A 21,602-nucleotide genomic window follows, 5' to 3' on the forward strand; every position below is an offset into this window, starting at 1 on the left:
CCGCACGGCCGTCGCTGATACCCTCGAACGGTTCATGACCCCTGTTGTCCCGACCCGTCCTGCTGGTTCGAACCTTGATATCCATCGGCGCTGTCTTTCAAAATAAGGGTTCACTTTACAACAAACTCGGGAAGTTGGGCCACGGTCTGTTGCAGGTGGCAGACGAAAGAAGCTTGCGCGGATCGCCCTCCCGGCGACATAGGCTGTCGCCATGACTCAGTTCGATAAAGCCCGGCTGCCCAGCCGTCACGTCTCCGTCGGCCCGGAACGTGCGCCGCACCGTTCCTATTACTACGCAATGGGAATCACGGAGGACGAGATCGCCCGCCCGTTCGTGGCGCTCGCCTCCGCCGGCAACAACTCCGCACCCTGCAACACCACGCTCGACGCGCAGGCCGATGCCGCGCAGGCAGGGGTGATCCAGGGCGGCGGTCTGCCGCGCCGGTTCAACACGATCACCGTCACCGACGGAATCGCCATGGGCCATCAGGGGATGAAGGCGTCGCTGGTCAGCCGTGAGGTGATCGCGGACTCGGTCGAATTGTCGGTGCGCGGCCACTGTTACGATGCGCTGGTCGGCTTCGCCGGATGCGACAAGTCCCTGCCGGGCATGATGATGGCGATGCTGCGCCTGAATATTCCGTCGATCTTCGTCTATGGCGGCTCGATCCTGCCCGGCCGGTACAAGGACCGCGACGTCACCGTGGTCGACGTGTTCGAGGTCGTCGGCAAATACGCCGCCGGTGCCTGCCCGATCGAGGAAGTCCACGCCCTGGAGAAAGTAGCATGCCCCGGCCACGGCGCATGCGGGGGCCAGTTCACCGCGAACACGATGGCCTGCGTGGGCGAGGCGATCGGCCTGTCGCTGCCGAACAGCAACATGGTGCCCGCACCCTATACCACGCGCGAGCAGATCGCCGTCGCGGCGGGTGCGCAGGTCATGGAACTGGTCGCCCGCAATCTCCGCCCGCGCGACATCTGCACGCGCGAGGCGTTCATCAACGCCGCCCGCGTGGTCGCGGCGACCGGCGGCTCGACCAACGCCGCGCTGCACCTGCCGGCGATGGCCAGTGAGGCGGGGATCGACTTCGACCTGTTCGACGTCGCGGAGGCGTTCAAATCGACGCCCTACATCGCCGACCTGAAACCCGGCGGGCAGTATGTGGCGAAGGACATGTACGAGGCGGGCGGCGTCTATATGCTGATGAAGACGATGCTGGCCGGCGGACTGCTGAACGGCGACTGCGTCACGGTGACCGGCAGGACGCTGAGCGAGAACATCGATCAGGTGACGTGGAACCCCGACCAGAAGGTCATCTATGACGTTAGGACGCCGCTCAGCCCCACCGGCGGTGTCGTCGGCCTGCGCGGCAGCCTCGCCCCCGACGGCGCGATCGTGAAGGTCGCGGGCATGCACCGCCTCCAGTTCGAGGGGCCGGCGCGCTGCTTCGACTGCGAGGAGGACGCCTTCGCCGCGGTCGAGGCCCGCTCGATCGTCGAGGGCGAAGTCGTCATCATCCGCTACGAAGGGCCAAAGGGGGGACCCGGCATGCGCGAGATGCTGTCGACCACCGCCGCGCTCTACGGATTGGGCATGGGCGAGAAGGTGGCGCTCATCACCGATGGCCGGTTCTCGGGCGCGACACGTGGCTTCTGCATCGGCCATGTCGGTCCCGAAGCCGCGGAGGGCGGTCCGATCGCGCTGGTCGAGAATGGCGATACGATCCGCATCGATGCGGACGCGGGCACGATCGACCTGCTCGTCGAGGATGCCATCCTCGCCGAACGCCGCGCGAAGTGGCAACCGCGGGCCAACGACTATCAATCGGGCGTGCTGTGGCGCTACGCCCGCAACGTCGGCCCGGCGTACAAGGGCGCGCTGACCCATCCGGGCGCGCAGGCGGAGACCCATGTCTATGCGGATATCTGACCGCAGCGTCGCAGGAAGTGTCGCCGCACTCCTGCTCACCGCCTGCAGCCAGGGCAGCACCACCGACACGGAGGTACTGGCGAACGCGGAGGCGCAGCAGGGCGTCGCGGCGGCGGAGGACGGCCGTATCCTGTGTGCGCGCGGCGATGCGCCGCTCGCGCGCAGTTGCACGGTCGAACAGACGCAAGGGGAGGCGGGGAAGGATGGAACGGTCCTGACGCTCCGCCACCCCGACGGTGCCTTCCGGCGCTTCACCGTCACGACCGACGGTCGTGGCGTCATTCCGGCGGACGGTGCCGAGGGGGCCAGGGTGACGATCGTCGAGCCCGGCGTGATCGAGGTGAACGTCGCCGGTGACCGCTATCGCCTGCCGGCCACGGTGAAGGCGAACCCGTGATCCCGCTCGCCGGGCGACCGATCCTGACCGCGGCGCAGATGCGCGCAGCGGAGGCGGCGCACGGCGACCTCGCTGGATTGATGGAGCGGGCCGGGGAGGGGATAGCGGCCGTCGTCCACCGGCTCGCCGCCGGTGCGGAGGTGCTTATCCTCTGCGGACCCGGCAACAATGGCGGCGACGGCTATGTCGCGGCGCGCTCGCTGGCGGAGCAGGGGCATGCGGTCCGCGTGGCCGCCGCCGCACGGCCAAATACCGACCTCGCCCGCGCCGCCGCCGATCGCTGGACCGGCGCGGTCGAACGGCTGGCCGATGTCGCGCCGGCACCGATCCTGATCGACGCACTGTTCGGCACCGGCCTGTCGCGCCCGCTGGCCAATGACGTGGCGCATCATCTCCATCGGCTCGCAGCCCCCGCGCGGCTGGCGATCGCCGTCGACCTGCCGAGCGGCGTCGCCACTGACGACGGCGGCGTTCTGAGCAAGCCGCCCTTCGCCGACCTGACGCTGGCGCTGGGCCACGCCAAGCCCGCTCACCTCCTGCAACCCGCCGCGCGCTACAGCCGCAATGTCCGTATCATCGACATCCTCCCTCCCTCGCCCGCTGGCAGGGCGAAGGATGAGGACGGCCGGACGACGGTCCTGTCGCGCCCCGATCTCCCCGACCCCGGCCCCGATTCGCACAAGTTCACCCGCGGCATGGTCGCGGTCGTCGCCGGCGCGATGCCCGGCGCATCCGACCTCGCCAGCCTCGCCGCGATGCGCGCCGGCGCTGGCTATGTCCTCCATCTCGGCGACGCCACGGGCACTCCGCACGCGCTCGTCCGCAAATCGTACAGCGACGCCGCGCTCCACGATCCCCGCATCGGTACGGTCGTCATCGGCCCCGGCCTCGGCCGCGACGACACCGCCCGCGCCCGCCTCGCCGCCGCGCTCGCCAGCGGTCGTCCCCTCGTGGTCGACGGCGACGCTCTCCACCTGTTCGACCCCGACGCACCCCGCCGCGCGCCGGCGATCCTCACGCCGCACGGGGGCGAGTTCGAGGCGCTGTTCGGCCACACCCACGGCAGCAAGATCGACCGCGCCCGCGCCGCCGCCGCCCGTGCCGGCGCCGTCGTCATCTACAAAGGCCCCGACACCGTCATCGCAGCACCGGACGGTCGCGTCGTGGTCGGCGGCGATGCCAGCGACTGGCTGTCCACCGCAGGCACCGGCGACGTCCTGGCCGGCGCGACCGGGGCGATGCTGGCGAGCGGCCTTGATCCGTTCGCTGCCGCCTGCGCCGCGGTGTGGCTGCACGGAGAGGCCGCGCGCCTCTGCGGACGGTCCTTCATTGCCGACGACCTCGCCGCCGCGCTATCGCGCGTCCGATGAGCATCATTCTCCGCGTCGCCGCGCCCGGTGACGGCGTCGCCGACGACGGCCGCCACGCCCCCTTCGCCGCCCCCGGCGACACGCTGACCGATAGTTTCGAGGTCATTCCCGGCCCGCATCATCAGGTGCCGCCATGCCGTCATTTCCCGCAATGCGGCGGGTGCCAGCTCCAGCATCTGGACGAGGAGAGCTATGCCGGCTTCGTCACCGACCGTATCGCGTCGGCGCTGGACGGGCAGGGGCTGAGCGCACCGATCCGCCCCGCGATCGTCTCGCCCCCCAACACCCGCCGCCGCGCGACGCTCCACGCGGAACGCGGCGTGCTCGGCTTCACCGCGGAGGGCAGTCACCGCGTCGTCGACATGCGCGAATGCCATATCCTCGCGCCCGAACTCTTCGCGCTCGTCGCTCCCTTGCGCGCGCTGTTCCAGAAGCTGGGCCTGAAACGCCGCGCCGACGTTCACCTGACGCTCTCCGATCAGGGGCCTGACGTCCTTGTCAACGGCTTCGCGCCGGAAGGGCTGGCCGCCGCCGAGGCGCTCACCGGCTTTTGCGAGCGTCACGGCGTCGCGCGCTTCTGCGTCGATGACGGCCCGGGTGCCGAAGCGCGCTGGGAGCCGCAGCCGGTGACGATCACGCTCGGCGGCATCCCCGTCGCGCTGCCGCCCGGATCGTTCCTGCAAGCCACGCGCGAGGGGGAGGACGCGCTGGTCGCCGCCGTCCGTGAAGCGACGCAGGGTGCGCGGACCGTCGCCGACCTGTTCGCCGGGCTCGGCACCTTCGCGCTCGCACTCCCCGCGAAGGTCTATGCGGCGGAGGGCGCACGCGACGCGGTGATGGGGCTGAAGGCCGCCGCACATGCCCGTCAGCTGCCGGTCTTCACCGAACATCGCGACCTCTATCGCCGGCCGCTGACGGTGGCGGAACTCGACCGGTTCGACGCGATCGTCATCGACCCGCCCCGTGCCGGTGCCCGCGAGCAGGCCGCGGCGCTGGCCGCCTGCAAGACGCCGCGTCTCGCCTATGTCTCCTGCAACCCGGTCACCTTCGCCCGCGACGCGAAGGCGATGGTCGCGGAGGGCTGGCGGATCGACTGGGTCCAGCCGGTCGGCCAGTTCCGCTGGTCCACCCATGTCGAACTCGCGGCCTGCCTGAGCCGCTGATCCGCACCGACAGAGCGCGATCAATGTGTTCGCGCAGACGACTCTACGGGTACACCGCCCCGACGAAGAACAACCCGTCGGGCGGAGCATTCAGCCCCAGCCGCGCCCGGTCCCGCGCTGCCAGCGCCGCTCCGACGTCGTCCGCCGACCACCGCCCCATGCCGACCAGCGCGAGGCATCCGACCATCGACCGTACCTGATGATGCAGGAACGACCGCGCCGCCGCTTGCACCGCCAGCCGCTCGCCGGTCCGCCCGACCGTCAGCACGTCCAGCGTCCGCACCGGGCTGTCCGCCTGACAATGCGCCGAGCGGAACGTGGTGAAGTCATGCCGCCCCACCAGCATCGCCGCCGCCGCGGCCATCGCCCGCTCGTTCAGCGGCTGCGGCACCTGCCACGCCAGCCCGGCCTCCCATGTCAGCGGCGCACGCCGGTTGACGATCCGGTATTCATACGACCGCCCGACGCACGAAAACCGCGCATGCCAGTCGTCCGCGACCTCTTCGCAGGCGAGCACCGCCACCGGATGCGGTCGCAACCGCGCGTTCAACGCTTCCATCAGCCGGAACGCCGCGAACGGCTTCGCGATGTCACAATGCGCACGCATCGCCAGCCCATGCACCCCGGCGTCGGTCCGCCCGGCGGCATGCACCGCCACCGCCTCACCCGTCACCGCGAACGCCGCCGCCTCCAGCGCGCCCTGCACCGACGGCCCATGCGACTGCCGCTGCCACCCCATGAACGGCCGCCCGTCATACTCCACCGTCAGCGCGAACCGCGTCAAAGCCGCGTCCCGGCGGGGACCGGAAATCCGCGCAGCATATCCTCGGCAGAGGTAACGCCACGCCCAGCCCGTTGTACCAGCGTCGGCCGGATCGCACCGGAGCCGCAGGCGATCGTCAGCGCATCGTCCAGTATCGTACCCGGCGTTCCGTGCGACGGGTTCGACACCGCAGCGGCCAGCACCTTGACCCGCTCGCCCGCCACCTCGAACCACGCCCCCGGCGCCGGGTTCATCGCCCGGACCAGCCGCTCGACGTCTACCGCAGGCCGCGCAAAGTCGATCCGCGCCTCCGCCTTGTCGATCTTCGCGGCATAGGTCACGCCGTCCTCCGGCTGCGGCACGGGCGGATGACCGGCAAGGTCGCCCAGCACCGCGATCATCAGCTCCGCGCCCAGCGCCGCCAGCTCCACCGTCAACTCGCCCGCCGTCTTGCCATCGACCGGGGTCCGCCCCTCCAGCCGCACCGGGCCGGTATCCAGCCCGGCCTCCATCTGCATGATCCCGACCCCGGTTTCGCTATCGCCGGCCATGATCGCCCGCTGTACCGGGGCCGCCCCGCGCCAGCGCGGCAGCAGCGATCCGTGCACGTTCAAACAGCCATGCACCGGCGCATCCAGCACCGCGCGCGGCAGGATCAGGCCGTAAGCGGCCACCACCGCGACATCGGCGTTCAGGGCCGCGAATGCCGCCTGTTCCTCCGCACCCTTAAGGCTGGCAGGAGTGAACACGGGCACTGCCGAGCCCTCGGCACGCACGTGTACGGGGGAGGGCACCGCCTGCCGTCCACGACGTCCGCCTGGGCGGGGCGGCTGGCTATAGACGGCAATCACCTCGTGCTCGGGCGCCAGCAACAGCGCGTCGAGGACGATCCGGGCAAAGTCCGGCGTTCCCATGAAAACGATCCGCATGGGCACGCTCTCGACACGCTGGCGGAGGCGGACGCAACCCCCTATCTGTTCCCGACATGGCCTCTCCCGAGATCGAAGCATTGACCCAGGCGCTCGCCCGCCTGCCCGGGCTCGGCCCCCGGTCCGCCCGTCGCGCGGTGCTGCATCTGCTGAAAAAGCGGGAGGCGGCGCTGGGACCGCTGCTGACCGCGCTGACGGCCGTGGAGGAACGGCTGGCGACCTGCTCCACCTGCGGCAACGTCGACACCACCGATCCGTGTACGATCTGCGCCGATCCCCGTCGCGATGCCCGCGCCCTGTGCGTGGTGGAGGAGGTCGCGGACCTTTGGGCGCTCGACCGCTCGCGGCTGTTCCCCGGCCGCTTCCACGTGTTGGGCGGACGCCTCTCCGCGCTGGAGGGTGTCCGCCCCGAGGATCTGTCGATCGACGCGCTCGTCCGCCGGATCGAGGTCGGCGGCATCGACGAGGTCGTGCTGGCGATGAACGCGACGCTGGAGGGGCAGACGACCGCCCACTACCTCGCCGAACGCATCGAGCGCTTCCCCGTCCGCGTCACGCAGCTCGCCCACGGCCTGCCGGTGGGCGGCGAACTCGATTATCTCGACGAAGGGACGCTCGCACAGGCATTGCGGGCCAGACGACCGGTCACCTCCTGAATCCTCCCCGGTACGGGGAGGGGGACCAGCGGAGCTGGTGGAGGGGTAGCTCCAAGCAACTCCGCAGGTGGCTGTGCGTCCACGGATCGCACCGGCACACCTTGACCGGAATCGCACCCCCGAATACCCGCACCGGATGACCGTCCTCACCATTCTCGAAGTCCCCGATTCCGGCCTCCGCGCCATCGCCGCGCCGGTGGAAACCGTCGATGACACCGTCCGCACCCTCGTCGCCGACATGACGGAGACGATGTACGCCGCGCACGGCATCGGCCTCGCCGCGACGCAGGTCGGGATCGAGCGCCGCGTCGTCGTTATCGATCTCCAGTCGGAGGAGGACGAGCAGGGCAAGCCGGTCCGCGACCCCCACGCCTATATCAACCCGGAACTCCTGTCGGTCAGCGACGAGGTCGCCCGCTACAATGAGGGCTGCCTGTCGATCCCCGAACAATATGCCGAGGTCGAACGCCCCGCCCGCTGCCGCGTCCGCTGGCTCGATCTCGACGGCCAGACACATGAGGAGGATCTGGACGGCCTGCTCTCCACCTGCATGCAGCACGAGATCGATCATCTCGACGGCATCCTCTTCATCGACCACATCTCCCGCCTGAAGCGCGACATGCTGATGAAGAAGCTGACGAAGATGCGCCGCAACGGCTGACGCGCTTTTGCGCTGTCGTGGCGTTGGCGTTCCTGCTACGTTCCGATAATGCAGTCTGGCCTTGATCGTGCCGAGCGCGTTCGCAGCAAAGGCTTGTCGGGATGAAAGAAGAGACGATGCGCCGGACCCTCCACTTCCTCCACTTCGGGGCCTGATACGTGACCGCGGACATTCTGATCGTCGGCATCCTCGCCGCGCTCGTCGGCCTCGCGATCGGCTGGATCGTCGCCAGCCGCAGCGTCGCGAAGCTCGCCAGCGACCTCGCCGTCGCCAACACGCGTGCCGCCGATCTCGATATCGTCCGGCAGGCGCGCGACGCGGTGGAGCGGGAGCGGAACGACGCCATGCAGGAACTCGCCTGGCATCGCGCGCAGGCCGCCGAACGCATCGCCGCGCACGAAGCGGTGGTCGAGCAACTGGAGGCGGCGCGCGGCGCGATGCAGGACCTCGCGTCGCTGCGCGCCCAGAGCGAGGAGCGCCAGGCCGCCGCCGAGCAGACGATCCGCCATCTGGTCGAGGCGCGCGAGGCGATGACCGCACAGTTCGGCGCCGCCGCCGCCCGCGCGCTGGAGGGCGCACAGGCGCAGTTCCTCGAACGCGCGCAGGCTCGCTTCACCGAGTCCGAGCACACGTCCGGTCAGCGGCTCGCGGCGTTGCTCCAACCGGTCCACGACCGCCTGCAACGCTATGAGGAGGGCGTCGGCAAGGCGGAGGCGGAGCGGCGCGACGCGTTCGGCAACCTCACCGGCCTGATGGAATCGATGCGCGTCGGGCAGGAAACCGTCCGCAACGAGGCGTCGAAGCTGGTCAACGCCCTGCGCAACGCTCCCAAGGCACGCGGTCGCTGGGGCGAGCAGCAGCTTCGCAACGTGCTGGAGAATTGCGGCCTCGCCGAACATACCGACTTCCAGACCGAGGTGAGCGTATCGGACGGGGAGGGCGGTCGCCTCCGCCCCGACGCGATCGTCCGCGTGCCCGGTGGCAAGTCGCTGGTGATCGACGCCAAGGTGTCGCTCAACGACTATCAGGATGCGTTCGGAGCGGTCGACGACGCCGAGCGGCAACTCGGGCTGGCACGTCACGCCGCCTCGATGCGCGCGCACGTCAACGGTCTGGGCAACAAGAGCTACTGGAACCAGTTCGACGACGCGCCCGATTATGTCGTGATGTTCGTCCCCGGCGAGCATTTCCTGTCCGCCGCGCTGGAGCATGACCCGACTCTGTGGGACTTCGCCTTCGACAAGCGTGTCCTGCTTGCGACGCCGACCAACCTCATCGCCATCGCCCGCACCGTATCGGCCGTCTGGCGGCAGGAGAAGCTGGCCAAGCAGGCGCAGGAGATCGGCGCGCTGGGCAAGGAACTTTACATCCGCCTGTCCAAGATGGGCGAGCATATCACCAAGCTCGGCCGCAATCTCGAAACCGCGAACACCGCCTACAACGCGTTCGTCGGCAGCCTCGAAAGCCAGGTCCTGACCTCCGCCAAGCGGTTCGAGGCGCTGAACATCGACACCGCCGGCAAGACGATCGAACCGTTGCCGCTGGTCGAGAGCAGCCCGCGCCCGCTCGCCAAGCTCATCAGCACGGTGGAATAGGATGGCACGGGGCCGTCACACCACGCTCCCGCCACCTTATCTGAAACGCGTCTGGATCGACCCGGAGGCTCCGGTCGATCGCGCCGCCTACCCGTTCTGTTTGCCGCTGTTCGCGCGCGAAGCGTTCGAATTGCGGTTCGATGCCCCGGTCACGATCCTCGTCGGCGAGAATGGCGTCGGCAAATCGACACTGCTCGAAGGGATCGCGGTCGTTGCAGGGTTCGACGAGGGCGGCGGCGGTCCCGGCTATCGCGCCGTCGACCACAGCACCGCGATCGAACGCGGCGGCGGCGACCTCTCCCGTGCGTTGAAGGCCGCATGGCTGCCCCGGATCGGGCAGGGCTGGTTCTTCCGCGCCGAGAGTTTCTTCACCGTCGCCCGATATCTGGACGATGCGGCACGAGGTAACGGTGCGCCGCCCGACTTCCTGTCCCATTCGCATGGCGAGGGCTTCCTGCGCTTCTTCCAGGAACGCTGCACCCGCCCCGGCCTCTTCATCTTCGACGAACCCGAGTCCGCGCTGTCGCCCAAGCGCCAGTTCGACTTTCTCAAGCTGCTGCGGATCATGCAGTCGCAGGGTCAAACGCAGGTCATCATGGCGACCCACTCGCCCATCCTGATGGCGCTGCCGGACGCCGTCCTGCTCCAGATGTCGCGCGGCGGCCTGGCGCCGGTGCTGCTGGAGGAAACCGACCACTACCGCCTGACCCGGGAGTTCATACTCGACCCGCACGGCATCACCGCGGCGATGCTGGACGAATGAGCCACTACGCTGTTGTTGGACCACGCAGTCATCGCGCGTCAGGCCGGGCTCGTCCCGGCATCCACGTGACCGCAGCTTCACAACCTTGTATGTGTCGGCAGCGATGTACGCCGGGCCAGCCCCGAAATGACCCGCGTTCCGAAACACCACCCCGGCCGGCTACTCACCCTCGCTGCTGCGCCAGCACTTCATATGCCATCACCGCCGTCGCCACCGCCGCGTTCAGGCTGTCCGCCTTGCCCAGCATCGGGATCTTGACCAGCAGGTCGCACGCCGCGGCATAGCCGTCGGGCATCCCCTGAGCCTCGTTGCCCGTCAGCAGAAAGGTCGGCGCTGCATAGCTCGCGGCGCGGTAATCATGTTCGGTGTCGAGGCTCAGCCCGACCAGTTGTCCAAGACCCTTGCGCAACCAGACGAGGAAGTCGCCCCATTCGCACCGCACGACGGGGACCGTGAACAGTGCGCCCATGCTCGCGCGCACCGCCTCGACCGAGAACGGATCGACGCACTCGCCGATCAGGATCAACCCGCCCGCGCCGACCGCATCGCCGGTCCGCAGGATCGTACCCAGATTGCCCGGATCGCGCAGCCGTTCCGCAACCAGCCAGATGCCCGCCCCGGATCGATCCAGATCGGCCAGCCCGATCTCGAACTCGTCGAACACACCGACCACGGCCTGTGGATTGTCCTTGCCCGACAGTTTCGACAGGATGTCCGGCGTCGTCTCGATCGCGTCGCCGCCCGCACGCTCGACCTCCTCGACCAGCGTCCGGACCAGCGGATGCCCCGCGCTCGCCGCGGCGAAGAACAGCATCACCGGCAACCGCCCGGCCTCCCGCGCTTCGGTCAGGATGCGCAGTCCCTCTGCCAAAAAGCGCCGCTGCTCACGCCGATGGCGCTTGTCGCGCAGGTCGCGGACGCTTTTGACGAGCGGGTTGGAATAGGCGGTGATCTGACGCGGCATGACGGTGACGAACGGAGAGGTCAGTCCTCGCCGAACTTGGCCTCGACCAGCTCGGCGAGCTTGCTCACCGATTCCTCGGCACCGTCGCCGGTCGCGCGGATCGTGATGCTGTCGCCCATCGCGGCCCCCAGCATCATCAGGCCCATGATCGACGTTCCGGTCACGGACCCGTCGTCCTTGCAGACATGCACCTCGCATGGCAGCGCCGACGCCAGCGTCACGAACTTCGCGGATGCGCGCGCATGGAGCCCGCGCCGGTTGGTGATCTGCACGGTCCGCTGCACGCTCACGCCGCCGCCTCGCCCAAAACCTCGGAGGCGACCGAAATATATTTCCGCCCCGCCTCGCGCGCCGCGGCGACCGCATCGACCACCTTCATGGATTTACGCGCGGAGCCCAGCCGGATCAGCATCGGCAGGTTCATGCCCGCGATCACCTCGACCCGCCCGCGTTCCATCAAACTGATCGCAAGGTTGGAGGGGGTGCCGCCGAACAGGTCGGTCAACACGATCACGCCCCGGCCAGTATCGACCGCGCCGATCGCCGCGGCGATGTCCGCGCGACGTTCTTCCATGTCGTCGTCCGGGCCGATCGCGATCGTCGCCACGCGCTCCTGCGGACCGACGACGTGCACCATCGCGGTCACGAACTCGTCCGCGAGTCGCCCGTGGGTCACAAGAACCAACCCGATCATAAACTGGCTATTCTATCCTTGCCGACGGACCTTGGACCCTCCAGCGAGTCCTGCGATGCCGCCTCCAAATCACGATGGCGGACCGTGGGCGAAAATCCCCGTCCGCGCAAGAAGCCGCCGATCCGTTCGGCGACATGGACCGACCGGTGTCTCCCTCCGGTACATCCGATCGCGACGGTGACATAGGCTTTCCCCTCCGCCCGGTACCGTGGAATCAGCAGCGCCAGCAGCGCCTCGATGCGCGACATCGCTTCCTCATACGCCGGATCGCCCGCGACATATTCCGCCACCGCCGGGTCCAGCCCGGTGCCCGGCCTGAGCTCCGGCACCCAGTGCGGATTGCGCAGGAACCGCATGTCGAACACCAGATCGGCATCGCGCGGCAACCCGCGCGAAAAGCCGAACGACACCACCGACAGCACCGGCTCGCCGCCCCGCTCGTCGCCGAACAGCCGCCGCACCTGCAATCCCAGCGCATGCGCGTTCAGGCTGGTGGTGTCGATCAGCCGGTTGGCGAAATCGCGCAGCGGCGCGAGCAATTCCCGCTCCTGCGCGATCCCGTCCGATGCCGGCCGGTCCAGCGCCAGCGGATGCCGCCGCCGCGTCTCCGAATAGCGCCGCTCCAGTTCCGCACCGGCGCAGTCGAGGAACAGCATCCCGATTTCCAGCCCGTGATCCTCGCGCATCCGCCCGATCCGGTCGACGATCCGCGCCGGATCGAAATCCCGCGTCCGCGCCCCGATCCCCAGCGCCAGCCGCTGGCGTCGCCCGTCCACCCCCGCGGGCAGCGGCGCGTCGAGCAGCCGGTCGAGCAGCACCAGCGGCAGGTTGTCGACGACTTCCCAGCCGAGATCCTCCAGCGTCTTCAACACCGTGGACTTGCCGGCCCCCGACAGGCCGGTGACGAGCAGCACCTCCTGGCTCATGCCTTCGTACCCCCGCGCAAGGCCATTTCGAGCTTGATCGGCGCACTCGCCTCGAACGGAGCGAGCGCCAGTTCGGGGACCTCGACATCCGCCAGCCTTCGCACCCGCCGCTCCGGCATCCGCAAAACCTCGCCGTCGACCCGGACGATCAGCGCGACCGGCACGTCCTCGACATGCGGCATCGGCACGATGCCCAGCCCGCGCACCTCGATCCGTCCCGCGATCGTCGCCGGTGGCCGCGCCATCAGGCGACCGTCGCGTCGAACGAGAACCGTGTAGTCATCGCTGACCAGCACCGCGCCACGATCAATCAGCCGCAGCGCGAGATCGGACTTGCCGCTGCCCGACCGCCCCTCGATCAGGACGGCGCGGCCGTCGATGGCGACGCTCGTCGCGTGCAGCGTCTCGGACGAGAGCGAAGTCATGGCGGCGTCCCTCAATTCGGCTCGGCGAGCGGCAGGCGGACGACGAAGCACGCTCCGCCGGTACCGTCACCGCGCGCCTCTACCGCGATCGTCCCGCCATGCCCATCGACGATCGCCCGGGCGATGGCGAGGCCCAGTCCCGAATGCTGGCCGAACGCCTCGCTCGGGGGGCGGATCGACTGGAACCGGCGAAAGATCGCCTCGCGCTCCTCCTCCGGCACGCCCGGGCCTTCGTCCTCGACGGTGACGATCATGTCGTCGCCGTCGGCCGCGGCCGCGATCGTGACCAGCCCGTCGTCCGGCGAAAAGGATACGGCATTGTCGAGCAGGTTCTCGAACACCCGTTCCAGCCGCATACCTTCGCCCAGCGCCACCAGCGGTTCGTCGTGATCGTCGAAGCGGAACCGGATGCCGCGCTCCGCGCCGCGCGCCGCGCGCTGGTCGAGCAGGCCGGCGATCATCCGGCCGATATCGACCGGTTCGAACTTCGCACGGCTGAGCTGTGCGTCGAGGCGGGACGCTTCCGAGATATCGGTGATGAGCCGGTCGAGCCGGCGCACGTCGTCCTGCACGATCGCCAGCAACTGCGCCTGCAACGCCGGGTCTCTGACGCTCGCCAGTCCGTCCACCGCGGAACGCAGGCTGGCGAGCGGATTCTTGAGTTCATGCGTGACGTCCGCCGCAAAGGCCTCCGTGGCGTCGATCCTCGCTCTCAGGGCGCTGCTCATGTCCGACAGCGCCCGCGCCAGCATCCCCAGCTCGTCGCGGCGGGAGGGCAGGCGCGGCACCACGACCTCGCGCGCCCGCCCGCGCCGCACGCGCACCGCCGCCCGCGCCAGCCGTCGCAACGGCCGCACGATCGTTCGCGCCAGAAACAGCGACAGCAGCACCGAAACGAGCGTCACCACCAGCAGCACGACACTCAACCGGAACCGCTCGATCCGCACCGTCTGGGTGATGTCGCGTGCGTTGACCGTGGTCAGGACGGCGGTGCCGCGCGTCAACGGCGCGGCGGCGGTGATGACCGGCGTCCGGTCCGGCGCGCGCCAGACGGTGGCTGCGACGCCGGTGCCGGCGAGCGCCATTCTGACTTCGTCCCAGCCGGTCGGTGCGGTGCGATCGCGATACAAGGGAGGGCGGGGCGCGGCGACGACGGTGTCGATCACCCCGTCCAGAAACCGCGCGATCCGCTGGTCGTACCAGTCGCGATCGGGGTCCTGCAGCACGAAGTTGCGCAGTCCCAGCCGGCGGCTGTCCGCGAACGTCCCCTGCGGTCCCACCAGCCGCACCCGCGTGCCCGTCTCCGCCGCCAGCCGCAGTATCAACGCGTCGCGGTCGTCCGGCCGGCCGGCGCGGATCGCCTCCGCGATCAGCCGCGCCTCCCGCGTCGATTGCTCGACCCGACCGTCGACGATGCGGCTGCGATACGAATCGAGATAGAAGAACCCGCCCGCCAGCATCAGCAGCGCGATGATGTTCACCGCCAGGATGCGCTGCGTCAGCGAGATCCGTCCCGACCAGCGCAGCGACAGCTCGTGCGTGTCGTCCGGGCCGTCGCCGTCCATCTCGAAGGGACGGGCGCTATTCCTCGGAGAAGCGATAACCGGCACCGTAGAGCGTTTCGATCGCGTCGAACTCGGGATCGATCTGGCGGAACTTGCGCCTCACCCGCTTGATATGGCTGTCGATGGTGCGATCGTCGACATAGATGTCGTCCTGATACGCGGCATCCATCAACTGGTTGCGCGTCTTCACGATGCCCGGCCGCTGCGCCAGCGTCTCCAGGATCAGGAACTCCGTCACGGTCAGCGTCACCGCCTGTCCGTCCCACGTCGTGCGGTGCCGCGCCGGGTCCATCGCCAGCCGGCCGCGTTCCAGCGGTTTCGCCGCCGCCTCCGCCTCGCCGGTCGGCAGGATCGCCTCCGTCCGGCGCAGGATCGCGCGGATGCGGGCGATCAGCAGCCGTTGGCTGAACGGCTTGGCGATATAGTCGTCCGCGCCCATCGCCAGCCCCAGCGCCTCGTCCAGCTCGTCGTCCTTGCTGGTCAGGAAGATGACCGGCATCGCGCTCTTCTCGCGCAGCCGCCGCAGCAGCTCCAGCCCGTCCATCCGCGGCATCTTGATATCGAAGATCGCCAGATCGGCCGGATTTTCGAGCAGCGCCTTCAACGCCGCCTCGCTGTCCGCATAGACCCGCGTCAGGAAACCCTCTGCCTGAAGCGCGATCGACACCGAAGTCAGGATGTTACGATCGTCGTCGACGAGCGCGATGGTGGCCGTCATGATCCCGCCCGTCCGTCTCAGGGACCTCCCGCCTAGTCCAAAGCGGGACATCGCTCAACATAGGCTAGGCAAGGGGCGTTTGACGGTCCCCCCGGCGCTGCCTATGCGATGACGTCTAGGCATACGTATGCGGCAAAGACCGCGACGTGGTAGGGAAAAGGACAGGATTTTGAACGAACGCATCCCCGATCTGGGTCTGATGGCGCAGGGTATCGAAACCCGGGCGGACCTTCACTGGAACCTCGTGACCGCCCGGCTGGTCGAGGCGTCGGTCGCCTGCAAGGAGGGCAAGCTCTCCGCCGACGGTCCGCTCGTCGTCGAAACCGGCGCGCATACCGGTCGCTCCGCGCAGGACAAGTTCATCGTCCGCGATGCCGAGACGGAGGACACCGTCTGGTGGGGCAAGTCGAACAAGGCGATGACGCCGGAGCATTTCGCCGCGCTGAAGGCAGATTTCTTCACCGCGCTGAAGCGTCGCGAGGATCTGTACGTGCAGGACCTGTACGGCGGTTCGCAGCCGGGCAACCGCGTCCGCGTCCGCGTTCTGAACGAGCTGGCGTGGCACAATCTGTTCATCCGCACGATGCTGGTCCGCCCGGAAGAGCATGAACTGCGCGGCTTCCGGCCCGATTACACGATCATCGACCTGCCCAGCTTCCGTGCCGATCCGTCGCGCCACGGCACCCGGTCCGATACCGTCATCGCGGTCAACCTGACCGAGAAGCTGATCCTGATCGGCGGCACGCGGTATGCGGGCGAGATGAAGAAGTCGGTGTTCGGCCTCCTCAACTATCTGCTGCCGCCCAAGGGCGTGATGCCGATGCACTGTTCCGCCAATATGGGCGCGGACGGCCGCACCGCGGTGTTCTTCGGCCTGTCCGGCACCGGCAAGACGACGCTCAGCGCGGACGCCAGCCGCACGCTGATCGGCGACGACGAGCATGGCTGGTCCGACGACGCGGTCTTCAACTTCGAGGGCGGCTGCTACGCGAAGATGATCCGCCTCTCCGCCGATGCGGAGCCGGAGATCTTCGCGACGACCAAGCGCTTCGGCACCGTGCTGGAGAACGTGGTCATGGACCCGGTCACGCGCCAGCTCGACCTGCACGACAACAGCCTCGCGGAGAACAGCCGCGGTGCTTACCCGATCGACTTCATCCCCAACGCGTCGGACGAGAACATGGGCGGCGTGCCGTCCAACATCGTCATGCTGACCGCCGACGCGTACGGCGTGCTGCCGCCGATCGCCAAGCTGACGCCGGACCAGGCGATGTACCACTTCCTGTCCGGGTACACCGCACGCGTCGCGGGGACGGAGATCGGCGTGACCGAACCGGATGCGACCTTCTCGACCTGCTTCGGCGCGCCGTTCATGCCGCGGCACCCGTCCGTCTATGGCAATCTGCTGAAGGAGCGCATCGCTCGCGGCAACGTCGATTGCTGGCTGGTCAATACCGGCTGGACCGGCGGCAAATACGGCGTCGGCAACCGGATGCCGATCAAGGCCACGCGCGCGCTACTCAACGCCGCGCTCGACGGCAGCCTGAACGACGCCGAGTTCCGCACCGACCCGAACTTCGGCTTCAAGGTGCCCGTCGCGGTGCCGGGCGTCGACGCGGCGATCCTTGATCCCCGCGAGACGTGGGCGGACAAGGCGGCGTACGATGCGACGGCGGCGAAACTGGTCGACCTGTTCGTCGAGAACTTCGCGCAGTTCGCGGAGCATGTCGACGAAGGCGTTCGCCAGTCCGCCCCGAAGATCGCCGCCTGACCCGCGCTTCCCTCCCTCTCCCCTTGGGAGAGGGAGGGAAGCGCGGAGCGCCGGATGGGTGAGGGTCATTGCGACGGAAGCAACTCCACCACCGCGACCCCATTCTCGACACTCACCACCCGCAGCAGCGCGCCGACCGCCGCATCCGGTCCCCGCGCCGGCCAGGAGCCGTCGCCCACGCGCACTCGCCCGTGGCCGTCGGTAAGCGCGACCTCCACCGTCACCACCTCGCCGATCATCCGGGCCGCGCGGTCGTTCAGCCGCACGTCGCCGCCACCGACCGGATAGTCGGTGTACCAGCGCCGCCCGATCAGCACCGTCACCACGCTCCAGACGGCGAAACTGCCGACCTGCGCCGCGCCGGGCAATTCCGGCAGCGCCCATGTCGCGATGCCGGTGATCGCCGCGGCGATCGCGACGAATACGAGGAACACGCCGGGGATCAGCAGCTCGGCGATCCCCAGCACCAGCGCGAGCGCCAGCCACGCACCCGCCGGCCCGCCGACCGCGTCCAGATTCACGGCTTGGGCAGTTCGAACGGCCCCCGCTTGGGCGCGGGCGCCTCCGCCTTGGTGTTGCGCTCGCCCAGCGCGTCCTTCGCCAGTTCGCCGATTCCGCCCAGGGTGCCCATCAACTGCGTCGCCTCGACCGGGAACAGGATCGTCTTCGCGTTCGGGCTGGTCGCGAACTTGCCGATCGCCTCCACGTATTTCTGCGCGATGAAGTAATTGATCGCCTGCGTGCCGCCCGATTCGATCGCGTCCGACACGACCTGGGTGGCCTTGGCTTCCGCCTCCGCCGCCCGCTCACGCGCTTCCGAGTCGCGAAACGCCGACTCGCGGCGACCTTCGGCCTCCAGAATACGCGCCTGCTTCTGGCCTTCCGCCCGCAGGATCTCCGACGCCCGCGTGCCCTCGGCTTCGAGGATGTTGGCACGCTTCTCGCGCTCCGCCTTCATCTGCCGGCCCATCGCAGTGACGATGTCGGCGGGCGGGCGGATGTCCTTGATCTCGACGCGGGTGATCTTCACGCCCCACGGCACCGTCGCGTGATCGACCACCGACAACAGGCGCGCGTTGATCTCGTCCCGCTTCGACAGCGTCTCGTCGAGGTCCATCGACCCCATCACCGTGCGCAGGTTCGTCGTCGTCAGTTGCAACAGCGCCACATACAGGTCCGACACCTCGTACGCCGCCTTCGCCGCATCCAGCACCTGAAAGAATACGACACCATCGGTCGATACGATCGCATTGTCCTTGGTGATGATCTCCTGACCCGGAATATCGATCACCTGCTCCATCATGTTCACCTTGCGGCCGACCCGATAGAAGAACGCAGGGTAGAAGTTGAAACCGGGCGCGGCCGTGGTCGTGTAGCGGCCGAAATGCTCGATCGTGTACTGATATCCCTGCCGCACGATCTTGATGCTCGTGAACAGATACAGAAGCACCAGCAGCAGCCCCAGTGCGGCGACGGTCAGGCCCATCGGTCGATCCCCTCGTTGATGCCGACACCCTAGCGATACAGGCGTCGCGGGGCTACATGGCCCGCAACCCATTTAGCAGGACGCCCATGACCATCCGCCTCGGCCTCACCTTCGACGACGTCCTCCTCGTGCCTGCGGAATCGGACGTGCTGCCGAGCGAGGCGGATACCCGAACCCGCGTGACGCGGGGCATCGCATTGAACATCCCCATACTTTCCGCGGCGATGGATACCGTGACGGAGGCGGACATGGCGATCGTCATGGCCCAGCTCGGCGGCATCGGGGTTCTCCACCGCAACCTGACCGTCGAGGAACAGGTCGCCGCGGTACGTCAGGTGAAGCGCTTCGAAAGCGGCATGGTCGTCAACCCCTACACGATCGCGCCGACGGCGACGCTCGCCGAGGCACAGGCGCTGATGGCGCGCCACCGGATCAGCGGCATCCCGGTCGTGGAAGCCAACGGCCGCCTCGTCGGCATCCTGACCAACCGCGACGTGCGCTTCGCCGAAAACCCGAACCAGCCGGTCGCCGAACTGATGACGCGCGACAATCTCGCAACCGTCTCGACCGGCGTAGGGCAGGAGGAGGCGCGCCGCCTGCTGCATCAGCGCCGCATCGAGAAGCTGCTGGTCGTCGACGAGAATTATGCCTGCGTCGGCCTCATCACCGTCAAGGATATCGAAAAGGCGGTGACCTATCCCACCGCCACCAAGGACGCCGCCGGTCGCCTGCGTGTCGCCGCCGCCACGACCGTCGGCGACAAGGGTTTCGCGCGCACCGAGGCGCTGGTCGATGCCGAATGCGACCTCATCATCATCGACACCGCGCATGGTCATAATCGCGAAGTCGCCGCCGCCGTCGCGCGCGTGAAGAAGCTGTCCAACTCGGTTCAGGTCGTCGCCGGCAACGTCGCGACCGCCGAGGCGACGAAGGCGCTGATCGACGCCGGCGCGGACGGGATCAAGGTCGGCATCGGCCCCGGATCGATCTGCACCACCCGCGTCGTCGCCGGCGTCGGCGTGCCGCAGCTGACCGCCGTGATGGACTGCGCCGAGGAAGGCGCGAAGGCCGGCGTGCCGGTGATCGCCGATGGCGGCCTGCGCACCTCGGGCGACCTCGCCAAGGCGCTGGCGGCCGGGGCGTCCACCTGCATGGTCGGATCCTTGCTGGCGGGCACCGAGGAAGCGCCCGGCGAGACGTTCCTGTATCAGGGCCGCGCCTATAAATCGTATCGCGGCATGGGTTCGGTCGGCGCGATGGGCCGCGGCTCGGCAGATCGATACTTCCAGGGCGACATCAAGGACCAGATGAAGCTGGTGCCGGAGGGGATCGAGGGTCAGGTCGCCTTCAAGGGGCCTGCGCGCGACGTCATCCATCAGCTCGTCGGCGGCGTGAAGGCGGCGATGGGCTACACCGGATCGCGCACCATCCCCGACCTCCAGAGCCGCGCACAGTTCGTCCAGATCACTGGCGCGGGCCTGAAGGAAAGCCACGTCCACGACGTGACGATCACGCGAGAGGCCCCGAATTATCCGACGCGCTGATGCGGCGTGGGCGATCGGCGCTGTCCTGCACGGTGCCGATCTGTCACGGGATGCGGCCGCCCCACACCCCATCGCGAAACGTCGCGTTGGACCAACCTTAGGCTAACCTCCGATGACCCCCGCCGCCAGAACGCAGGCCGCGATCGACCTGCTCGATCAGATCATCACCGCCGCGCGCGAGGGCGGTGCGGCGGCCGATACGATCGCGACGCGCTTCTTCGCCCAGCGTCGCTATGCCGGATCGAAGGACCGCCGCGCCGTCCGCGAACTGGTCTACGCAGCGATCCGCCACGCCGGCGAGCTTCCGGTGAGCGGCCGCGCCGCCATGCTCGCGCTCGCCGACGATGACCCGGCGCTTGCCGAAACCTTCGACGGCTCGCCCTACGGCCCCGCGCCGATCGACGCGAACGAACCGCGCGCCGCCACCGGCGTTGCGCCCGCGTGGCTGGAGGCATTGCTCGCCAAATCCGACGTGCCGCTGCAATCGCTGGTCGACCGCGCCCCGCTCGACATCCGCGCCAACAGCCTGAAGCCCGCCCCCGATCTGGCCGACGCCGTCGAACTCCGCGTCACGGGCGGCTGGCGATTGCCTTCCGGCACCAATGTCGAACAGCTCCCCGCCTTCGCCGAGGGGGCGATAGAGGTTCAGGACGAGGGCAGCCAGATCGTCGGCCTCGCCTTGCCCGCGCAATCCGGCATGAACATCGTCGATCTGTGCGCGGGCGCTGGTGGCAAGACCCTCGCGCTCGCGGCGCGGATGAACAACGAGGGCGTCCTGATCGCCTGCGACACCGACCGTACCCGCCTCTCGCGCCTCGCGCCGCGCGCGGATCGCGCCGGCGTGTCGATCGTCCGCACCCGCCTGCTCAACCCCGGTCAGGAAGCCGACATGCTGGCCGACCTTTCGGAACAGGCGGACGGTGTGCTGGTCGATGCGCCCTGTTCGGGCACCGGAACGTGGCGGCGCAACCCGGAGGCACGCTGGCGGCTGACGCCGGATCGTCTTTCCAAGCTACAGGCGTTGCAGGCGCACGTCCTCGATCTCGGCGCGGCGCTGGTGAAGCCGGGCGGCCACCTCGTCTACATCGTCTGCTCGCTGCTCGACGAGGAGGGCGCGGGTCAGGTCGATGCCTTCCTGTCGCGTCACCCCGGCTGGACCGTCGACCTGCTCGGCCTGCCCGCCGGCCGTCCGCGCGGGGAGGGGCTGCGGCTCGATCCCGCCACCGACGGGACCGACGGATTTTTTGTCGCGCGCCTTCGGGCCGCGTGGTAGCCGTCATCA

The 21,602-nt window shown here is 68.7% G+C and carries 22 protein-coding genes; 11 read left to right on the plus strand and 11 right to left on the minus strand.

What is annotated here, in order from left to right; translation table 11 throughout:
* Nucleotides 1-211 precede the first annotated feature (211 nt).
* From ilvD to ASG07_RS05345, 4 genes are read left to right on the plus strand one after another with little or no spacing between them, the layout of a single operon-like run.
* Nucleotides 212-1,930, plus strand: a complete 1,719-nt coding sequence (gene ilvD, locus ASG07_RS05330; RefSeq protein ID WP_055843301.1) for a dihydroxy-acid dehydratase — start codon at nucleotides 212-214, stop codon at nucleotides 1,928-1,930.
* Nucleotides 1,917-2,327 (plus strand): hypothetical protein, encoded by a 411-nt coding sequence (locus ASG07_RS05335; protein WP_082474567.1) that lies wholly within the window; start codon nucleotides 1,917-1,919, stop codon nucleotides 2,325-2,327. The genes ilvD and ASG07_RS05335 overlap by 14 nt, the downstream gene beginning before the upstream one ends.
* Nucleotides 2,324-3,697, plus strand: a complete 1,374-nt coding sequence (locus ASG07_RS05340; RefSeq protein ID WP_055843303.1) for a bifunctional ADP-dependent NAD(P)H-hydrate dehydratase/NAD(P)H-hydrate epimerase — start codon at nucleotides 2,324-2,326, stop codon at nucleotides 3,695-3,697. The genes ASG07_RS05335 and ASG07_RS05340 overlap by 4 nt, the downstream gene beginning before the upstream one ends.
* A complete protein-coding gene (locus ASG07_RS05345) occupies nucleotides 3,694-4,860 on the plus strand; it encodes a class I SAM-dependent RNA methyltransferase (protein ID WP_055843306.1) in 1,167 nt (388 codons plus the stop codon). The genes ASG07_RS05340 and ASG07_RS05345 overlap by 4 nt, the downstream gene beginning before the upstream one ends.
* A 43-nt stretch (nucleotides 4,861-4,903) precedes the next feature.
* Here the strand turns inward: ASG07_RS05345 and truA are convergent, their stop codons facing one another.
* Both truA and fmt read right to left on the minus strand, forming a co-directional pair.
* On the minus strand, nucleotides 4,904-5,644 hold the full coding sequence (truA, locus tag ASG07_RS05350; RefSeq protein ID WP_055843307.1) for a tRNA pseudouridine(38-40) synthase TruA: 741 nt from the start codon (nucleotides 5,642-5,644) through the stop codon (nucleotides 4,904-4,906).
* Nucleotides 5,641-6,552, minus strand: coding sequence for a methionyl-tRNA formyltransferase (gene fmt / locus ASG07_RS05355; RefSeq protein ID WP_055843310.1), 912 nt, complete (start codon nucleotides 6,550-6,552; stop codon nucleotides 5,641-5,643). The genes truA and fmt overlap by 4 nt, the downstream gene beginning before the upstream one ends.
* A gap of 56 nt (nucleotides 6,553-6,608) precedes the next feature.
* Here fmt and recR point away from each other — a divergent pair, with 56 nt between their 5' ends.
* The 4 genes from recR to ASG07_RS05375 all read left to right on the plus strand — a co-directional run bounded on the left by recR (nucleotide 6,609) and on the right by ASG07_RS05375 (nucleotide 10,227).
* On the plus strand, nucleotides 6,609-7,208 hold the full coding sequence (recR, locus tag ASG07_RS05360) for a recombination mediator RecR (RefSeq protein WP_055843312.1): 600 nt from the start codon (nucleotides 6,609-6,611) through the stop codon (nucleotides 7,206-7,208).
* 136 nt (nucleotides 7,209-7,344) lie between these two features.
* Complete coding sequence (def, locus tag ASG07_RS05365; RefSeq protein WP_055843314.1) at nucleotides 7,345-7,869, plus strand: peptide deformylase; 525 nt, start codon at nucleotides 7,345-7,347, stop codon at nucleotides 7,867-7,869.
* A 158-nt stretch (nucleotides 7,870-8,027) separates the two neighbouring features.
* On the plus strand, nucleotides 8,028-9,464 hold the full coding sequence (rmuC, locus tag ASG07_RS05370) for a DNA recombination protein RmuC (protein WP_055843316.1): 1,437 nt from the start codon (nucleotides 8,028-8,030) through the stop codon (nucleotides 9,462-9,464).
* A gap of 1 nt (nucleotide 9,465) precedes the next feature.
* Nucleotides 9,466-10,227 (plus strand): AAA family ATPase, encoded by a 762-nt coding sequence (locus tag ASG07_RS05375; protein WP_055843318.1) that lies wholly within the window; start codon nucleotides 9,466-9,468, stop codon nucleotides 10,225-10,227.
* Between the two features lie 163 nt (nucleotides 10,228-10,390).
* Here the strand turns inward: ASG07_RS05375 and ASG07_RS05380 are convergent, their stop codons facing one another.
* Genes ASG07_RS05380 through ASG07_RS05410 form a run of 7 tightly spaced genes read right to left on the minus strand, consistent with a single transcriptional unit; the run spans nucleotide 10,391 to nucleotide 15,519 of the window.
* On the minus strand, nucleotides 10,391-11,191 hold the full coding sequence (locus ASG07_RS05380; protein ID WP_055843320.1) for a TrmH family RNA methyltransferase: 801 nt from the start codon (nucleotides 11,189-11,191) through the stop codon (nucleotides 10,391-10,393).
* 20 nt (nucleotides 11,192-11,211) lie between these two features.
* Nucleotides 11,212-11,481, minus strand: a complete 270-nt coding sequence (locus ASG07_RS05385) for an HPr family phosphocarrier protein (protein WP_055843322.1) — start codon at nucleotides 11,479-11,481, stop codon at nucleotides 11,212-11,214.
* Entirely contained in the window at nucleotides 11,478-11,885 is a 408-nt protein-coding gene (locus tag ASG07_RS05390; RefSeq protein WP_055843324.1) for a PTS sugar transporter subunit IIA, read from the minus strand. Before ASG07_RS05390 ends, ASG07_RS05385 begins: the two co-directional genes overlap by 4 nt.
* Entirely contained in the window at nucleotides 11,882-12,811 is a 930-nt protein-coding gene (rapZ, locus tag ASG07_RS05395) for an RNase adapter RapZ (protein ID WP_055843326.1), read from the minus strand. Before rapZ ends, ASG07_RS05390 begins: the two co-directional genes overlap by 4 nt.
* Nucleotides 12,808-13,236 (minus strand): HPr kinase/phosphorylase, encoded by a 429-nt coding sequence (locus ASG07_RS05400; protein WP_055843327.1) that lies wholly within the window; start codon nucleotides 13,234-13,236, stop codon nucleotides 12,808-12,810. The genes rapZ and ASG07_RS05400 overlap by 4 nt, the downstream gene beginning before the upstream one ends.
* Nucleotides 13,237-13,247: 11 nt before the next feature.
* Nucleotides 13,248-14,801: a sensor histidine kinase gene (locus ASG07_RS05405; protein WP_055843329.1), complete on the minus strand. Its 1,554-nt coding sequence runs from the start codon at nucleotides 14,799-14,801 to the stop codon at nucleotides 13,248-13,250.
* 16 nt (nucleotides 14,802-14,817) lie between these two features.
* Nucleotides 14,818-15,519, minus strand: a complete 702-nt coding sequence (locus ASG07_RS05410; RefSeq protein ID WP_055843331.1) for a response regulator transcription factor — start codon at nucleotides 15,517-15,519, stop codon at nucleotides 14,818-14,820.
* A gap of 127 nt (nucleotides 15,520-15,646) precedes the next feature.
* On the opposite strand from ASG07_RS05410, the gene ASG07_RS05415 reads away from it, so the two are divergent.
* The gene (locus tag ASG07_RS05415; protein WP_443024591.1) at nucleotides 15,647-17,290 is read left to right on the plus strand and encodes a phosphoenolpyruvate carboxykinase; all 1,644 of its coding nucleotides are present in this window, start codon (nucleotides 15,647-15,649) and stop codon (nucleotides 17,288-17,290) included.
* A 65-nt stretch (nucleotides 17,291-17,355) separates the two neighbouring features.
* Here ASG07_RS05415 and ASG07_RS05420 read toward each other — a convergent pair whose 3' ends face one another.
* Complete coding sequence (locus tag ASG07_RS05420; RefSeq protein ID WP_055843335.1) at nucleotides 17,356-17,811, minus strand: NfeD family protein; 456 nt, start codon at nucleotides 17,809-17,811, stop codon at nucleotides 17,356-17,358.
* Nucleotides 17,808-18,776 (minus strand): SPFH domain-containing protein, encoded by a 969-nt coding sequence (locus ASG07_RS05425; protein ID WP_055843337.1) that lies wholly within the window; start codon nucleotides 18,774-18,776, stop codon nucleotides 17,808-17,810. The genes ASG07_RS05420 and ASG07_RS05425 overlap by 4 nt, the downstream gene beginning before the upstream one ends.
* 86 nt (nucleotides 18,777-18,862) lie before the next feature.
* Here ASG07_RS05425 and guaB point away from each other — a divergent pair, with 86 nt between their 5' ends.
* Together guaB and ASG07_RS05435 are read left to right on the plus strand one after the other, a co-directional pair.
* Nucleotides 18,863-20,320 (plus strand): IMP dehydrogenase, encoded by a 1,458-nt coding sequence (guaB, locus tag ASG07_RS05430; RefSeq protein ID WP_055843339.1) that lies wholly within the window; start codon nucleotides 18,863-18,865, stop codon nucleotides 20,318-20,320.
* Between the two features lie 112 nt (nucleotides 20,321-20,432).
* A complete protein-coding gene (locus ASG07_RS05435; RefSeq protein ID WP_055843341.1) occupies nucleotides 20,433-21,593 on the plus strand; it encodes an RsmB/NOP family class I SAM-dependent RNA methyltransferase in 1,161 nt (386 codons plus the stop codon).
* Nucleotides 21,594-21,602 lie beyond the last annotated feature (9 nt).

Source organism: Sphingomonas sp. Leaf343 (assembly GCF_001423765.1).
Classification (GTDB): Bacteria; Pseudomonadota; Alphaproteobacteria; order Sphingomonadales; family Sphingomonadaceae; genus Sphingomonas.

Bases quoted from the DNA above. Each gene is read 5' to 3' on its own strand.
- ilvD (WP_055843301.1), top strand. From the start codon at position 212: ATGACTCAGTTCGATAAAGCCCGGCTGCCCAGCCGTCACGTCTCCGTC.
- ASG07_RS05335 (WP_082474567.1), top strand. From the start codon at position 1,917: ATGCGGATATCTGACCGCAGCGTCGCAGGAAGTGTCGCCGCACTCCTG.
- ASG07_RS05345 (WP_055843306.1), top strand. From the start codon at position 3,694: ATGAGCATCATTCTCCGCGTCGCCGCGCCCGGTGACGGCGTCGCCGAC.
- fmt (WP_055843310.1), bottom strand. From the start codon at position 6,552: ATGCGGATCGTTTTCATGGGAACGCCGGACTTTGCCCGGATCGTCCTC.
- recR (WP_055843312.1), top strand. From the start codon at position 6,609: ATGGCCTCTCCCGAGATCGAAGCATTGACCCAGGCGCTCGCCCGCCTG.
- def (WP_055843314.1), top strand. From the start codon at position 7,345: ATGACCGTCCTCACCATTCTCGAAGTCCCCGATTCCGGCCTCCGCGCC.
- ASG07_RS05375 (WP_055843318.1), top strand. From the start codon at position 9,466: ATGGCACGGGGCCGTCACACCACGCTCCCGCCACCTTATCTGAAACGC.
- ASG07_RS05380 (WP_055843320.1), bottom strand. From the start codon at position 11,191: ATGCCGCGTCAGATCACCGCCTATTCCAACCCGCTCGTCAAAAGCGTC.
- ASG07_RS05390 (WP_055843324.1), bottom strand. From the start codon at position 11,885: ATGATCGGGTTGGTTCTTGTGACCCACGGGCGACTCGCGGACGAGTTC.
- rapZ (WP_055843326.1), bottom strand. From the start codon at position 12,811: ATGAGCCAGGAGGTGCTGCTCGTCACCGGCCTGTCGGGGGCCGGCAAG.
- ASG07_RS05400 (WP_055843327.1), bottom strand. From the start codon at position 13,236: ATGACTTCGCTCTCGTCCGAGACGCTGCACGCGACGAGCGTCGCCATC.
- ASG07_RS05405 (WP_055843329.1), bottom strand. From the start codon at position 14,801: ATGGACGGCGACGGCCCGGACGACACGCACGAGCTGTCGCTGCGCTGG.
- ASG07_RS05410 (WP_055843331.1), bottom strand. From the start codon at position 15,519: ATGACGGCCACCATCGCGCTCGTCGACGACGATCGTAACATCCTGACT.
- ASG07_RS05415 (WP_443024591.1), top strand. From the start codon at position 15,647: ATGCGGCAAAGACCGCGACGTGGTAGGGAAAAGGACAGGATTTTGAAC.
- ASG07_RS05425 (WP_055843337.1), bottom strand. From the start codon at position 18,776: ATGGGCCTGACCGTCGCCGCACTGGGGCTGCTGCTGGTGCTTCTGTAT.
- guaB (WP_055843339.1), top strand. From the start codon at position 18,863: ATGACCATCCGCCTCGGCCTCACCTTCGACGACGTCCTCCTCGTGCCT.
- ASG07_RS05435 (WP_055843341.1), top strand. From the start codon at position 20,433: ATGACCCCCGCCGCCAGAACGCAGGCCGCGATCGACCTGCTCGATCAG.